Genomic DNA, 12,759 nt, shown 5'->3' with positions numbered 1-12,759 from the left:
TTTTAAATCGGCTTGAGGGGCTCGCTCCGACATAAGCTTGAAGTTGATCCTCTTTTGTGTGAATGCAAAAATCATGGCGCGTGTAGGTCACACGGGCCATGATTTTTCATGAACAGCATTGGAAGAGACTTTTGGGAGAATGATTGTGAACGTCGTTTTTCTTGGTTGACTCGTCACGTGAATCTCGCCCTCATGTAAATCGATGATGGACTTGGCGATGGCGAGACCGAGACCTGATCCGCCGGTGTAATGTGCGCGTGACTTTTCCACTCTAAAAAATCGTTCAAACACGTATGGGATGTCACGTGAGGGGATGGCCTCCTCGCCGTAATTCGTCATGTTGATAAGAACCGTTTCATCCGTATCTTCGACAAATGTATCGATATACTTTCCGTCACGCCCGTAACGAATCGCATTCTCGAGTATATTCTCAAACACACGGACGAGCTTCAACGCATCCCCTTCCACGATGGGACGTTCGGCTGAGGAGCTGAATCGAGCTTCCATTCCAACTTCCGAGAGACGTAACGTCGACTGCATGATGAGCTGATTGAGCAATTCATCGAGACGGACCTCGCTTGTCTGGAGGGCAATCCGGTCGTTTTGTAGAAATGTATAGTCAAAGATATCGTTAATCAAGCCTTTCAGATGGGTCGCGTTCTCATGGATGACTTGGATGTAATGACGCAACTCCACCTCGTCCCGGTAACGGTCGCTGTGAATCAAGTCAAGATAACCCGTGATTGACGTGAGGGGGGAGCGCAAGTCGTGGGCGACGTTCGTCACGAGCTCATGTTTCAACCGATCCGCTTGAAGCACTTCCTGCTCCGCTTTTGCCGCACTGTCCGAGATGGCGCGTACGGTTGCCATCAATCGTTCTAGCTCTGGCGGGACAGATGGTTCAACCGAATCCCGGTCGGCGTGGAGTTCTTCGACAAGTGAAGTCATCCGCTCAATGTGAAACTGTAAATACCGTTTACGCTCATATTGATAGATCAACACGAGACAAACGATGACCATCAGACTGTAAAACATGACGATGACACCTTCCCGGAAATACGACAACACGATGATCAGACTCTCCATAAATCGTGATGACTCCTCGAAGTACCAGACGGCAGGCAGTAACAGAGCACCGCTCAGTGTGGCGACCCCAAACGCAATCAATACATACAGCAGACGTTTCCACATCGGGATGAACGTTATGACGCGCCATATATTATGTCTCAATTTTATATCCCACTCCCCACACCGTATGAATGATGACCTCATGTGGCACGACGGCATGTAATTTCTCACGGATGTTACTGATATGAACCATCACCGTCTGATTCGACCCGACGCCATGCTCTTGCCAGACAGCCTCAAATATTTCTTCAGAGCTATACACCCGGCCTTTATGTTTCGCCAGTAAATACAAAATCTCAAATTCACGTGCAGTCAATCGAATCGTCTGCTCTTGCATCATGACGGTGTGGCTGGCTCGATCGATGAGGAAAGGGCCAGCTTGTACACTTGAGGACTCGCTTGGTCGGTTATAGTTTGAACGGCGCAGCAATGCTTTAATACGTGCCATCAACTCGAGCGGATTGAACGGTTTGATGATGTAGTCATCGACTCCCGTCGTCAATCCCAATATCTTATCCATATCACCAACTTTGGCACTGACCATTAAGATCGGAATTTGGCTCGTCTGGCGCACCCGCTTACAAAATTCAAGCCCATCCATCCGAGGCATCATCCAATCTAAAATGATTAAGTCAAACGATTCTTGGTTGAACAAGTCAAGCGCCATTTCCCCGTCGGTTGCCATCGTCGTGTGATACCCGTCATTTTTTACATACACATCAATCAGTTCTGCGATTTGGACATCATCATCCACTAACAAGATTTTTGTCATGCTTGAAACTCCCTCGCGAATTAAAGTTGGAAATTCTGATACAAACGTCGGAACGGAGCGTATTGGACGACGAAGCGAACGAGTAAGAACCCTAAGAGCGCGCCGAACGCATTTGCCAATAAATCATTCACATCCGTGCTTCGTCCACTGCCTAGTGTCGTACGCACCAATAATTGAATCAGTTCAAGAATCAGACTAAACTGAAATCCTAATTTAAGTACTTCTTTTTTCGTGATCGACGGTTTCAAAAATGGAAGATAACAGCCGAACGGGAGGAGCATCACGATATTCAACACAAACGAATACACATCGATGGTCAAAATCGGAATAAAATTAATCGTTTTCCACCATGGTACTTGGTTCGCATATTTTCCTAAATTGACGTCAATCGGGAAAAACACGAAGTGAAGGACACCTAATAAGTATATCCCGAATGACAGAAGCAAAATGGTTTGTGTGACTTTTACATGTTTCTTGCGAAACGACCAGACGAGTAACGTGATGAGTCCGAGGATGGCGAGTGGGATGAGAACGACTCCTGATTCGATTGTGAACATAACTGAATAATTCTGATTATACATGGGAATAAACCTCCTAAGAATTTGAACTGTCTTCAGTGTAGATGGCAGATTTAAAGAATTCTTAAAGGAGTCATAAATGAAATCTAAAAAAGGCAAAGCGCTTTGCGTTGCCTCGAACTGTAGAACAATCAATCAAGAAGCTTGCTCTCGGAATAATGTCGGGCGTCCCGATATCATTCGTCACGTCAACTTCACCGTTTTCGTGTTTCTGTTACTGAAAAATGGGAACAAGTATGGTATGATGCAAGTAGAAAGAGACCGGTGCTGGACACACCGGCCTCTGGCGTACAGGTTACCACTTTAAGAGTGGCCCAGCCGCCACAATGGTTAGTGAATCAGAAAGTGACCCATCTCATTGCGCCGAGGGGGTCATTTTTTTGTGCGTTCAGACGTTGCACGATCGGATGTTTGATGTAACACCAAGTGAACGATGATCGGAGCGAGGATCGGGACGATCACATAATCGCCGACCCAGGTCCATAGTTGTTCCATCCGCACCACCGCCTTCCTCCATTGTGGACTTGGCGGCTGACCCCACTATTGCTGCGTTAACCTGCCTCTTCATTATAGCAGATTCTTGTCAAAAAAGATGCTAAAAACAGGAACGTTTGTTCTTATTTTATAAAATGAACCTTTCGTCCGAATGGGTCTCATGACTGGGTCCAAAGATGGATTTGAACCAATAATAGCTTGTATGTCAGAGGTCAGACAGGATATAATCAATCTCGTGTGTATAACCACATGGGTGGGTGAGGGTGCCAATAAAGGATTGATTCCTATGGCAAAACAAACAGAATGGAAAACAGAAACATACGGGGGCGTGCTGAACTTTCTGGCGACAGCATACATCCCGGCCGTTCACGCGGCAATCTTGACACAAGCCGGACTCCCGTTCGAGGGAGCGCTCGTCGGAGCGATTTTGACAAGCGTCATCGGAACGTTCATCGCAGGGCTGTTCAACTTGCCGCTGCTCCTGTTACCAGGGATGGGCATCAACGCGTTGTTCACGTACACGCTCGTCCTGCAGATGGGGCTGAGCTGGCAAGGCGCGCTCGCCGTCTCGTTCGTCTCAGGAGCGCTCGTCGTCCTATTGACGGTAACGAAAGTGGCGAGGAAACTCGCGAACGCTTTTCCGCCGATCATTCATGACGGATTGACGGTCGGGCTCGGCCTGTTCCTTATCTTGATCGGACTCGAGGCGGCGGGGATCGTCTCGGGCGGTGGTGGGGCACTGCTTCATATCGGAGACCTCGGGGAACGGCCGGTACAGGTCGCGTTCCTGTCGCTCTTCGTCGCCATCCTGCTCTTCTTGAAGATGGGACCGAGCAGTTTCTTATGGACAATCGCGTTCGGGGTCGGTTTAAGCGCCGTCATGGGTACGCTCGACTGGACCGGTGAGTTCGCGCTCACGCCGTTCTTCGAGTCGTTCGGGACCGTGTTCGGCAACGTCTCGTTCGCTGAGTCGGCGTCACCAATTTTCTTGGTCGCCGTCGGCGTATTGACGCTCGTCTTGCTGATCGAGAACATCAGCCTGATCCAGAATCAGACGCGCGCCATCAGCAAGGATGCGGATGCCCCGAAAGGGCTCGTCGCCCAAGGGTTATCGACGATGGCCGGTGCCCTATTCGGCTCGAGCCCGACCGTCTCGACGGTCGAGGTCGCGGCCGGCATCTCGGTCGGCGCTCGGGGCGGCATCGCCTCGTTCGTGACGTCAGGCCTGTACGTCGTCTCGCTCTTGTTGTTGCCGTTGTTCGCGATTATTCCGGTGACGGCGATTGCGCCGGTGTTGATCATTATCGGCATGATGATGTTCCAGAACGTGAAGCATCTCCCGCTCGACAATTGGGAGCATGCCTTCCCGGCGATTCTCGTCATCATCATGATTCCGTTCACGTATTCCATCGTCGATGGCATCGGGCTCGGATTCATCGCCTACACGATGATCGTCTTGTTCAAGAAGGGCTATCGGTCGCTCAGTCCGGTCGTCGGTGTCTTGACCGTATTGTTCTTGGTTTTCTTTTCTTTACCAGTCTGGCTGTAAGATAGGGCGGTACCGTGTAGACGGTGCCGCTTTTTTGTATGATGAGACAAAGGAGGTGTTTGAATGGATCAAGCAGGCGGATTCATTTCCATCGGGATGGCTTATCCGAGCCATTATCCGTTACCTGAACTTGCTCAAAATGTATGTGTGGAACTGTTAAGTAGCGGTGGCGAAATCATAAACGTGACATACAGTCAGGATAAGGCGGGCACTAGTTGGACGACAACGACAGGTACCGACTTTGCTCAGGTTGGGCATTACGGATCTATCCATTTACGAAGCAACTATTTTGGAGACGTGGACATGACGATGACCGTGTCCCTTCAAGAGATGGACACCTATGTCGGGATTCTCATCGATATAAAGTGGAATGATATCGTCTCACACCCTGCATCGAGACCCGTGTTCACACAGAAAATCGAACGACTGCTCGTTGACGTGTATCGCCATATGCCATTCTCGTACGCGCTTGCCGGGCACGAACTTGAGCTCGACTGGGCACCTGATGCGTTTCCGACATCAGCGGACTGGTTGGATACGTTCCCTCTTTTTATGGTCCCGTCACCACAAGGCGTGATGGTAACTTACGGTTCAATTTCAATCGACGGGATGACTCCTCAAACCAATATGAAGAGGTCTATCCCGTTATATGCATAAGTGAGGCTCAATCACCTCAATCAAGCATTCCTTGATTGACGAAGCTCAGTGCTAAGCGGCCGGAACATGATACAATTTTCTTAGCTTATAACCGAAGGAGGATACTTTTATGACGAAAACCTCAGATGTCATCGACGAGTTTGCATCCTATATAGACTGGTTAAACACATTGTCGGGATTGGATGAATCGATGTGGGAAAAATCGATTGCAACCGACAAATGGTCAATCAAAGCAATCGTCCTTCACATCGCCCATTGGGACAATCATCTGTTGAACGTCATCGTCCCGGCCGTCAAGACCGGGGAAGCCATGATTTTCCCTGAATTCGACTCATTTAACGCGCGAGCGACCCAAAAAGCGAAACGTCTTTCGGGAGAAAACGTGTTCCAGTTAGCCAAAACGAGTCGGAGCTTGCTTATAGAAACGCTTCGGTCATTACGTCAAGAGACGCTGACTTCTCACACGATGGCAAACGGAACGACCCATTCTCCGCATGACGGTGTTCCGTACACACTTGCCTATATCGTCACCGAGTTCATCGAACACGACCGGCACCATCAGCAACAAGTCGACAGCATCTTGGGGAAAACGTCTTGAAGAGACGAGCGAAAGTACGCGGTGTTAGACGAAGACTGAAACGGTTGCGCATGGATGTCGACGAACAGACCTATTCGTTCCCGACGACGTTTCACGACGGGTATTAGCATAACAAAATCCCGATTGATCAATCGTTCTTATCGTCTGTACAGGAGAACAGCCGGATTCAACGTGCGATTATCGAGGTGATGATGGAAGGGGCCTCACGTCTAGTGCATAACCGAGAAGAGGAGCGATACCAGGTCGTCGTCTTACTCGATTTGCCGACGCTCTGGCAGTCCGAACTTCTCGTGTTTGAAAGCGACGCACGACTAAAGGCGTTCATGGAACGCGATACGTCTGAGCAGACATGGACGCGCTTGCCACTGGGCTCTGTGTGCCTACAGCGATTCATGCTTCCGGCGAACGTCGAGGTGCATCGGTTTCACGAACTGATTCAAGATGAAGATTATATGCATAGTGGAGAAGTCTGGTTGCTCGTGTACAATAAGCGGGCAACTTTTTTTGCTAAAAAACTGAATATTCCATTAATCCGTATGCTATAATCCTTTCAAATCCATTTTCCAAAAAAAGGATTAAATGGAATCGATGAATGAAAGGAGTCGTTGAATGGGATGCAGTCGAATCTACATATTCACATACGGGTCGTTACATGAGAAAAGCCAAAGTTCTGTTTGTATCAGCAGTCTTGATTTCTTTACTGGTTGTCGCACTTATTTCATTTTCAGGTCAACTTGCTTATACCTACTTCAAAGGGTTGGACATTTCAGGGAGCCCCATCACAAGTTGGGTCACGGATTGTCATGACAAGCGAAAGTTGTTTGGGATAATTGAGGTCGTCGATACGGATGTTTGGTGTGGAGATGGTAGTGACGCAGATCCCGGTCCCGGTATTTCTGAAGCAGGAGCGGTTGTTGGGCCATCAGATGATGAAGGCGGCACACCAAGGGAAGATGAGAATAACTCGTCTCCGTCATATGGTACACCATCTACAAGCGAATCCGATCGCCTTTCCCTGTTGCCTTACACTGTCAGCGCTTTCCTCCTTCTTTTGATTGGTGTATGGATGTGGCGTAGACCCTTCCACAAAAAGGGGAGGGAAGCCGTTCCGATAGACGAGAGGATCCACTCAAGGCAAGAGACAGACGAAACGTTCGAAGAGGCAAAACGCTCCGCTCATCCGCTACCAGATTCCCCGTTGCGGCAACATTTGATTCAATTCGAACAAGCGCTACCGCCAGAAAAACGTCGACGGACGTTCGAGACGTTATCCGCCTGGGCGAGCCGCATTCAACTCGACGCCTCGCTTCGGAGCTATTTAGAGACCCGTTATGACAAAGTCGAGATCACGCCACAACGTGAAGAAGCGTTCAAACAACAGCTTGATGCCTATTTACTTCGTTTAGAAAAGGAGCCACCCTTATGACCATCAAACGTGTATTGGAACAATTGGACCAAATCTATCTCGGAAAACCTGAAATCACGCGCCTCTGCTGCACGGCGCTACTCGCGAACGGGCACATCTTGTTAGAGGACGTCCCGGGTACCGGGAAAACGTTACTTGCCAAAAGTATTGCCAAGAGTTTTGAAGCTGATTTCACGCGCATCCAATTCACGGCCGATTTGCTTCCGACCGATATCATCGGTTCTGACTTCTTCAACGTGCAGACACAGACGTTCGAAAATCGGACAGGACCGATCTTTACCAACATCTTATTGATTGATGAAGTGAACCGAGCCGTCCCCCGGACACAATCCGCCTTGCTCGAGGCGATGGAAGAGCGGCAAGTCTCGATCGGCGGAGTCACGTATCAACTGCCGGAACCGTTCTTCGTTATCGCGACGCAAAACCCGATCGAATCGGCAGGGACGTTCGCCTTGCCCGACGCTCAACTCGACCGTTTCTTGATGTCCCTTCAAGTCGGATATCCTGAAGCAGGAGAGGAGCGACAGTTGATTCTTCAGACAATTTCTAAGACACGCCACATCGTTCATGCCCTCATGTCGTCCGAAACGTTTTTAGCAGCGCAGCGAGCAGTTGAGGAGGTCCGTATCCATGACGACGTCGTCACCTATCTGCTCGCCCTCATCCAAGAGACACGACTTCATCCGCTCGTCGAAGTCGGAGCCAGTCCTCGCGCGACGCTCGCCCTCGTCAAGGCGTCTCAAGCTTACGCTTATATCGAAGACCGTCAATTCGTGACCCCGGAAGATGTCCAAGCCGTCGCGACGCATGTTCTGGCACACCGCTTGACGCTCACGCTCGAAGGGGACGTGAAATCGACGAAACGGGAAGTTCTCGCTGATATTTTGGAGCGAGTCGATGTACCGGTCGAGAAGGTGTGAAGATGCGACAAGTCGAAGTGAGCACACCGTCACTTTTAGACGACAAGCTATGGCCGGCCTATACCGGAATCCTACTTCTGTTCATATGGTTCCCATATGTGTGGCCGCTCGCCTATCTGTCTGGCGCATTACTAGGATTGATGCTGATTCGGAAATGGCTGACGCAGAAAATTGTCGAAGGGACACGTTTATCGTTCCACCAGAAAGAGCAGTTGTTGTTCGTAAATGATCGTGTCTCGCTAAGAATGGAGGTGACAGGTGTAGAACGTCTCCAAGAACTCGGAATCCCGACATCGGTCCGCCTGGTCACGGGACACGGCTTGACGTTTGACGAAGATCAGCGCGTACATGTCATTCAACTTCGTGAGGAATCGACCTATTCGCTTCCAATTCATGCGAAACAGCGCAGGCCCGTCCAAGTCAATGAATGTACACTTCAGTTCAGACTCCCATTTTGGCTTGGCACCATCTTCGTCACAAATCATACGCTTCCATCCTGGATCATACTCCCATCCATCACGAGACAGAACAGATTTGACTCACGCCTGGTACGGATGGGGGACCGACTCGTTAAACATTCACCGCTCAACGACCCGTTGATGATTCAAAGCACAAAACGGTATGAGCAAGAGCCGGTCAAACAGATTGACTGGATCGCGACAGCCAAGACAGGAAAACTTCAGGCGAAAGTGTATCAACGCCAAAACCTCGATACATTCACGCTCGTGCTCGACTTGAGCGGTCCGCTAGGGAATGGCCTTCATGCGCGCTATGAAGAGTTGATTCAACAGGCCGCTTATCTGGTATCCTATTTAGTGAAGGAAGATTGTAAAGTCGAGCTGTTCATCAATCGGCTCGATGCTGAGAATCATATCGACCACCTGCGAATGAGTGACGGTCGCAAGCAATTGCGCCTCGCCCTCGTACGTCTGGCGTGGGTCCATGAATCCGATCGATTCGTCGCTTCGAAACGGTTCAATCAAATCATCGAGCGACAGAATCATCCGCATGCGGAAGTGATTCGGATTGACGCGTCACTGCTCAAACAGATGTCTATCAGTTGAAAGGAGAAAACATGTTGCGCCACCTCACAACATTCGCCCTAGCTGGGGCCTTCACGCTCGCTGCTACGTCGGCAGCTGCGGCGCCGACAGAACGATCACCGGAGCGTTTCGCTGAAGAACATTTCGAGTCAATCGTCCTCGACCATATCGAAGGTGACGACCCGAGTAACTATCACTTGACGGAAAGTCGCGCCATCTCGTTCGGTTCGCTCCATGAAGTGATGATTGCCGCGCAATCCTGTTATTCGTCGGACGAAATGTGTACGTTCGTCTCGAGCAAGGAGTACGTATCAGCCGTCCAACAAGATGGGGAGCCGAGAAATGTCATCGGGACGTACGAGCAAGAACCGGGCCTCTTCGCCTTCTCCACGTTCGGCTATGGTGACGAGTTGGCCATTGCCTTAGCTGATGTGTCCGGTACATTGGTCCATTCCGCGCGAGAGAATGCCTGGTTTGACTATGATGGAAAGACGTTGACCGCCTTGACGACCGATGCGAAACGGTTCATCGACGGAGACACGGTCACGCTCGAGATGTATCAGAAACTCTTGGTCGAGACACAATCCAACACCGAAGCGCAACCAGGGGATGCGCTTACTGGTGGTTCAGGTGACGTTCAGACGACAGAGCCAACATCATATCGGATGCTCGGACTCGCGTTGTTGGCGGTGCTCCCGCTCGGTTATCTTTTTTAGCGAAGGCGATGGAGAAAGTGAAATGTAAACGTCAGTAATTGATTTAAATCGAAAACCGCTAGTCTGAGCCACACAAAAACACCGCTCTACGCCATCGCGTAGAGCGGTGTTTTCACATGTACGGCCCGTTCGCCTGAACGACGAACTGGGAGTGCTCGTAATGATACGTGATGCGTGAATAATCGAACGGCTTTCCATTCGATAGATGGAAGATCGTCTCGATGCGGAGCGTCGGGTCCTCCGTCTGTAAACCTAGATAGCCGGCTTCCGTCTGGGTCAGTCGACCGACCTGCATGTACATGTCCGAAAAGCCGATGGTGACACCGAGTGCGCCCTGTACGTAATCGAAGATCGAGTCGGCGACGATTTCTCGGTTCAAATACGGCACGATCGCCTTCACATAGTACGACTCCTCGTAACAGAACACCTCGCCGTCGACGAAGCGGACCCGCTCGACGCGATAGACGTCATCTGTCACGTCGATGCCAAGGTTCTGTGCGACCGTCGCGTCCGGTTTCGAGACCGAGACGTCGAGCACGTCCGACGTCAACACCCGGTCACCAAGGTTGCTCTTGAACCCTTGTGTCGAGAACAGGCTCATATAGCCCGGACGGTTGTGGCGCCGGACGAAGATGCCGCTCCCCCGCAATTGAAAGATGACCCCTTTCCGCTCCAACAATTCGAGTGCTTTCGTGATCGTGCTCTTGCTGACGGCATATTGGCTCATCAACTGCTCGAGCACGGGCAGTTTATCTCCTTGCTTCAAATCATGTTGATTGATGTACTGTTCAATCTCTGCTGCCACTTGTTGATATTTAAGCACGCTCATCCCTCATCTACTTGAAAATGTTGCCTTCATTATACCACACACATGTCTACGAAACGTTCACAAACTATTTATTGTATCGCTATTGATTAATTGTACCGGTACAATTATAGTAAGAGTGTACAAAATGTAAGCGTTACATCAAAGGAGGGTGTTCTGTTGAGTAAAGTTCGGGATTATTCAAAATTGGCTCGGGATATTTTAGAGGCCGTCGGAGGGGAAGACAACGTCATCAATGCGGCGCGCTGTGCGACGCGACTCCGCCTCGTCTTGAAGCGGTCAAATCCGCAAGCGAAAGAACAAGTCATGGCGATGCCAGGTGTCATCACGGTCGTCGAGACGGGTGGCCAGTTCCAGGTCGTCATCGGGCAGCATGTCGGGGAAGTGTTCGATGAGTTCACGAAACTGGTGCAAATCGAAGGGACTGAGGTCGAAGACGGAAACAAGGGGACCGTCTTGAACCGCATCATCGCTACGATGTCCGCCGTATTCGCACCGTTCATCTATATCTTGGCCGCAGCCGGGATTTTGCAAGGGGTACTCATCATCACGACATTGTTGTTCGACGGTTTCGCCGAGACGGGGACGTACGAAGTGTTCAGCTTCATCTCATGGGCACCGTTCACGTTCTTACCGATTTTCATCGCCATCACGGCATCGAAACACTTTAAGACGAACACGTTCATCTCCGTCGCAGCCAGTGCGGCCTTGGTCAGTCCGACATGGGCCGAGATGGCGGCTCGCATCACGTCAGGGGAGACGATCAGTTTCCTTGGTCTCGCCTTGTCAGGTACGACGTATACGTCATCGGTATTACCACCGCTCTTCCTCGTCTGGATCTTATCCTATGTCGAGCGGTTCTTGAACCGACACATGAACGAGGTCATTCGTCCTTTGTTCGTACCGTTCTTCAGTTTGGTGCTCATGGTGCCGCTCACGATTCTCGTCATCGGACCAATCACGACGATGGGTGCGGTCGGGATTGCCAACGGCTACAACTTCTTAGCGGAGAACGCCCCGATGCTCGCTGGCGCAATTATCGGTGGTCTCTGGCAAGTCATCGTCATCTTCGGGGTCCATTGGGGCGTGACGCCGATGGTGCTCGCAAACTTCGACTTGTATGGCCGTGACTCATTCCAGGCATATCAGACGATTGCCGTCATCGCCCAAGTCGGCGCCGTTCTCGGTGTCATCTTGAAAGCGAAGAGCCAAGAAATCAAAAAAGTCGGTGTCTCGGCTGGGATTACTGGACTATTCGGAATCACAGAGCCTGCCATTTACGGGGTGACACTCCGCTTCAAGAAACCGTTCATCTTTGGATGTATCTCGGGGGCCGTCGGAGCCATCGTGGCCAGTTTCTTCAACCCGTATTACTTCGCTTACGCTGGTCTCCCGGGTCCGCTCACCCTTGTGAACGGAATCAGTGAAGACGTGCCGACCTCGATTTGGGGACTGTTGATCGGGACAGCGATTGCCATCATCCTTCCGGTCGTCTTGATTCAAATCTTCGGTTTCGGAGAAGACACGGCCAAACAAGTGACAGAAGTGACGGAAACACCTGCGACGGCAGAAGCGAGTGCGACGCTCGTTCAGGAAGAGACGATTGCTTCACCGCTCTCTGGAAAAGTCATCGCCTTGAGCGATGTTCCGGACGATGTATTCGCCTCCGGGGCGATGGGTAAAGGTTATGCCGTCGAGCCAGACGGGAATAAGGTCATTGCACCGTTTGACGGGACGGTCGTCATGGTCGCACCGACGAAACATGCGATCGGTCTCCGTTCGAACACGGGAATCGAGTTGTTGATTCACGTCGGTCTCGATACGGTGACGCTCGATGGGAAACCGTTCACCGTACACGTCAAAGACGGGGACAGCTTTAAAGTGGGCGATGTGTTGACGACGTTCGACCGTGACATGATCGCTGCACATAATATTTCAAGCATCACACCTGTCATCGTGACGAACAGCGCGACATACGCCGACGTACTCGTCCAAGCAAGTAATCAGACAGACACGACGACACCAATGCTCACGATTGTTAATCAATAAGG

At 50.6% G+C, this 12,759-nt stretch carries 14 protein-coding genes; 9 read left to right on the top strand and 5 right to left on the bottom strand.

Annotation, left to right across the window (positions count from 1 at the left end):
• Positions 1-87: 87 nt before the first annotated feature.
• From ACZ2GZ_RS07610 to ACZ2GZ_RS07595, 4 genes are all read right to left on the bottom strand, one after another.
• Entirely contained in the window at positions 88-1,230 is a 1,143-nt protein-coding gene (locus ACZ2GZ_RS07610; RefSeq protein WP_214716240.1) for a sensor histidine kinase, read from the bottom strand.
• Positions 1,220-1,900 carry a response regulator transcription factor gene (locus ACZ2GZ_RS07605; protein ID WP_021067428.1) on the bottom strand — a complete coding sequence of 227 codons (681 nt, stop codon included), beginning with the start codon at positions 1,898-1,900 and terminating at the stop codon, positions 1,220-1,222. Before ACZ2GZ_RS07605 ends, ACZ2GZ_RS07610 begins: the two co-directional genes overlap by 11 nt.
• 20 nt (positions 1,901-1,920) lie before the next feature.
• The gene (locus ACZ2GZ_RS07600; protein WP_214763118.1) at positions 1,921-2,481 is read right to left on the bottom strand and encodes a VanZ family protein; all 561 of its coding nucleotides are present in this window, start codon (positions 2,479-2,481) and stop codon (positions 1,921-1,923) included.
• 369 nt (positions 2,482-2,850) lie between these two features.
• A complete protein-coding gene (locus tag ACZ2GZ_RS07595) occupies positions 2,851-2,973 on the bottom strand; it encodes a hypothetical protein (RefSeq protein ID WP_255417482.1) in 123 nt (40 codons plus the stop codon).
• A 286-nt stretch (positions 2,974-3,259) separates the two neighbouring features.
• On the opposite strand from ACZ2GZ_RS07595, the gene ACZ2GZ_RS07590 reads away from it, so the two are divergent.
• From ACZ2GZ_RS07590 to ACZ2GZ_RS07555, 8 genes are all read left to right on the top strand, one after another.
• The gene (locus ACZ2GZ_RS07590) at positions 3,260-4,522 is read left to right on the top strand and encodes an NCS2 family permease (protein ID WP_214716244.1); all 1,263 of its coding nucleotides are present in this window, start codon (positions 3,260-3,262) and stop codon (positions 4,520-4,522) included.
• A gap of 63 nt (positions 4,523-4,585) precedes the next feature.
• Entirely contained in the window at positions 4,586-5,179 is a 594-nt protein-coding gene (locus ACZ2GZ_RS07585) for an Imm64 family immunity protein (RefSeq protein ID WP_214716246.1), read from the top strand.
• A 109-nt stretch (positions 5,180-5,288) separates the two neighbouring features.
• Positions 5,289-5,777: a DinB family protein gene (locus tag ACZ2GZ_RS07580; protein WP_128122488.1), complete on the top strand. Its 489-nt coding sequence runs from the start codon at positions 5,289-5,291 to the stop codon at positions 5,775-5,777.
• Between the two features lie 116 nt (positions 5,778-5,893).
• Positions 5,894-6,322 (top strand): DUF3916 domain-containing protein, encoded by a 429-nt coding sequence (locus ACZ2GZ_RS07575; protein WP_214716261.1) that lies wholly within the window; start codon positions 5,894-5,896, stop codon positions 6,320-6,322.
• Between the two features lie 107 nt (positions 6,323-6,429).
• A complete protein-coding gene (locus ACZ2GZ_RS07570) occupies positions 6,430-7,203 on the top strand; it encodes a hypothetical protein (protein WP_251130046.1) in 774 nt (257 codons plus the stop codon).
• A complete protein-coding gene (locus ACZ2GZ_RS07565) occupies positions 7,200-8,123 on the top strand; it encodes an AAA family ATPase (RefSeq protein ID WP_214716248.1) in 924 nt (307 codons plus the stop codon). Before ACZ2GZ_RS07570 ends, ACZ2GZ_RS07565 begins: the two co-directional genes overlap by 4 nt.
• Before the next feature lie 2 nt (positions 8,124-8,125).
• Entirely contained in the window at positions 8,126-9,187 is a 1,062-nt protein-coding gene (locus ACZ2GZ_RS07560; RefSeq protein WP_470295594.1) for a DUF58 domain-containing protein, read from the top strand.
• Positions 9,188-9,201: 14 nt separating this feature from the next.
• Positions 9,202-9,882 carry a hypothetical protein gene (locus tag ACZ2GZ_RS07555; RefSeq protein ID WP_214716250.1) on the top strand — a complete coding sequence of 227 codons (681 nt, stop codon included), beginning with the start codon at positions 9,202-9,204 and terminating at the stop codon, positions 9,880-9,882.
• A 112-nt stretch (positions 9,883-9,994) separates the two neighbouring features.
• On the opposite strand, the gene ACZ2GZ_RS07550 is transcribed toward ACZ2GZ_RS07555, so the two are convergent.
• On the bottom strand, positions 9,995-10,705 hold the full coding sequence (locus ACZ2GZ_RS07550) for a GntR family transcriptional regulator (protein WP_167491787.1): 711 nt from the start codon (positions 10,703-10,705) through the stop codon (positions 9,995-9,997).
• 159 nt (positions 10,706-10,864) lie between these two features.
• On the opposite strand from ACZ2GZ_RS07550, the gene ACZ2GZ_RS07545 reads away from it, so the two are divergent.
• Positions 10,865-12,757, top strand: coding sequence for a beta-glucoside-specific PTS transporter subunit IIABC (locus tag ACZ2GZ_RS07545; RefSeq protein ID WP_214716267.1), 1,893 nt, complete (start codon positions 10,865-10,867; stop codon positions 12,755-12,757).
• The last annotated feature ends 2 nt before the right edge of the window (positions 12,758-12,759 follow it).

The organism is Exiguobacterium sp. KKT215, from assembly GCF_055635335.1.
The sequence above is the reverse complement of the archived record's forward strand: the minus strand, read 5'-3'. Positions and strand labels throughout refer to the sequence as shown.

Coding starts and splice junctions, on each gene's coding strand:
- ACZ2GZ_RS07595 (WP_255417482.1), bottom strand. CDS start 2,973: ATGGAACAACTATGGACCTGGGTCGGCGATTATGTGATCGTCCCGATC.
- ACZ2GZ_RS07580 (WP_128122488.1), top strand. CDS start 5,289: ATGACGAAAACCTCAGATGTCATCGACGAGTTTGCATCCTATATAGAC.
- ACZ2GZ_RS07585 (WP_214716246.1), top strand. CDS start 4,586: ATGGATCAAGCAGGCGGATTCATTTCCATCGGGATGGCTTATCCGAGC.
- ACZ2GZ_RS07590 (WP_214716244.1), top strand. CDS start 3,260: ATGGCAAAACAAACAGAATGGAAAACAGAAACATACGGGGGCGTGCTG.
- ACZ2GZ_RS07565 (WP_214716248.1), top strand. CDS start 7,200: ATGACCATCAAACGTGTATTGGAACAATTGGACCAAATCTATCTCGGA.
- ACZ2GZ_RS07570 (WP_251130046.1), top strand. CDS start 6,430: ATGAGAAAAGCCAAAGTTCTGTTTGTATCAGCAGTCTTGATTTCTTTA.
- ACZ2GZ_RS07605 (WP_021067428.1), bottom strand. CDS start 1,900: ATGACAAAAATCTTGTTAGTGGATGATGATGTCCAAATCGCAGAACTG.
- ACZ2GZ_RS07560 (WP_470295594.1), top strand. CDS start 8,126: ATGCGACAAGTCGAAGTGAGCACACCGTCACTTTTAGACGACAAGCTA.
- ACZ2GZ_RS07600 (WP_214763118.1), bottom strand. CDS start 2,481: ATGTATAATCAGAATTATTCAGTTATGTTCACAATCGAATCAGGAGTC.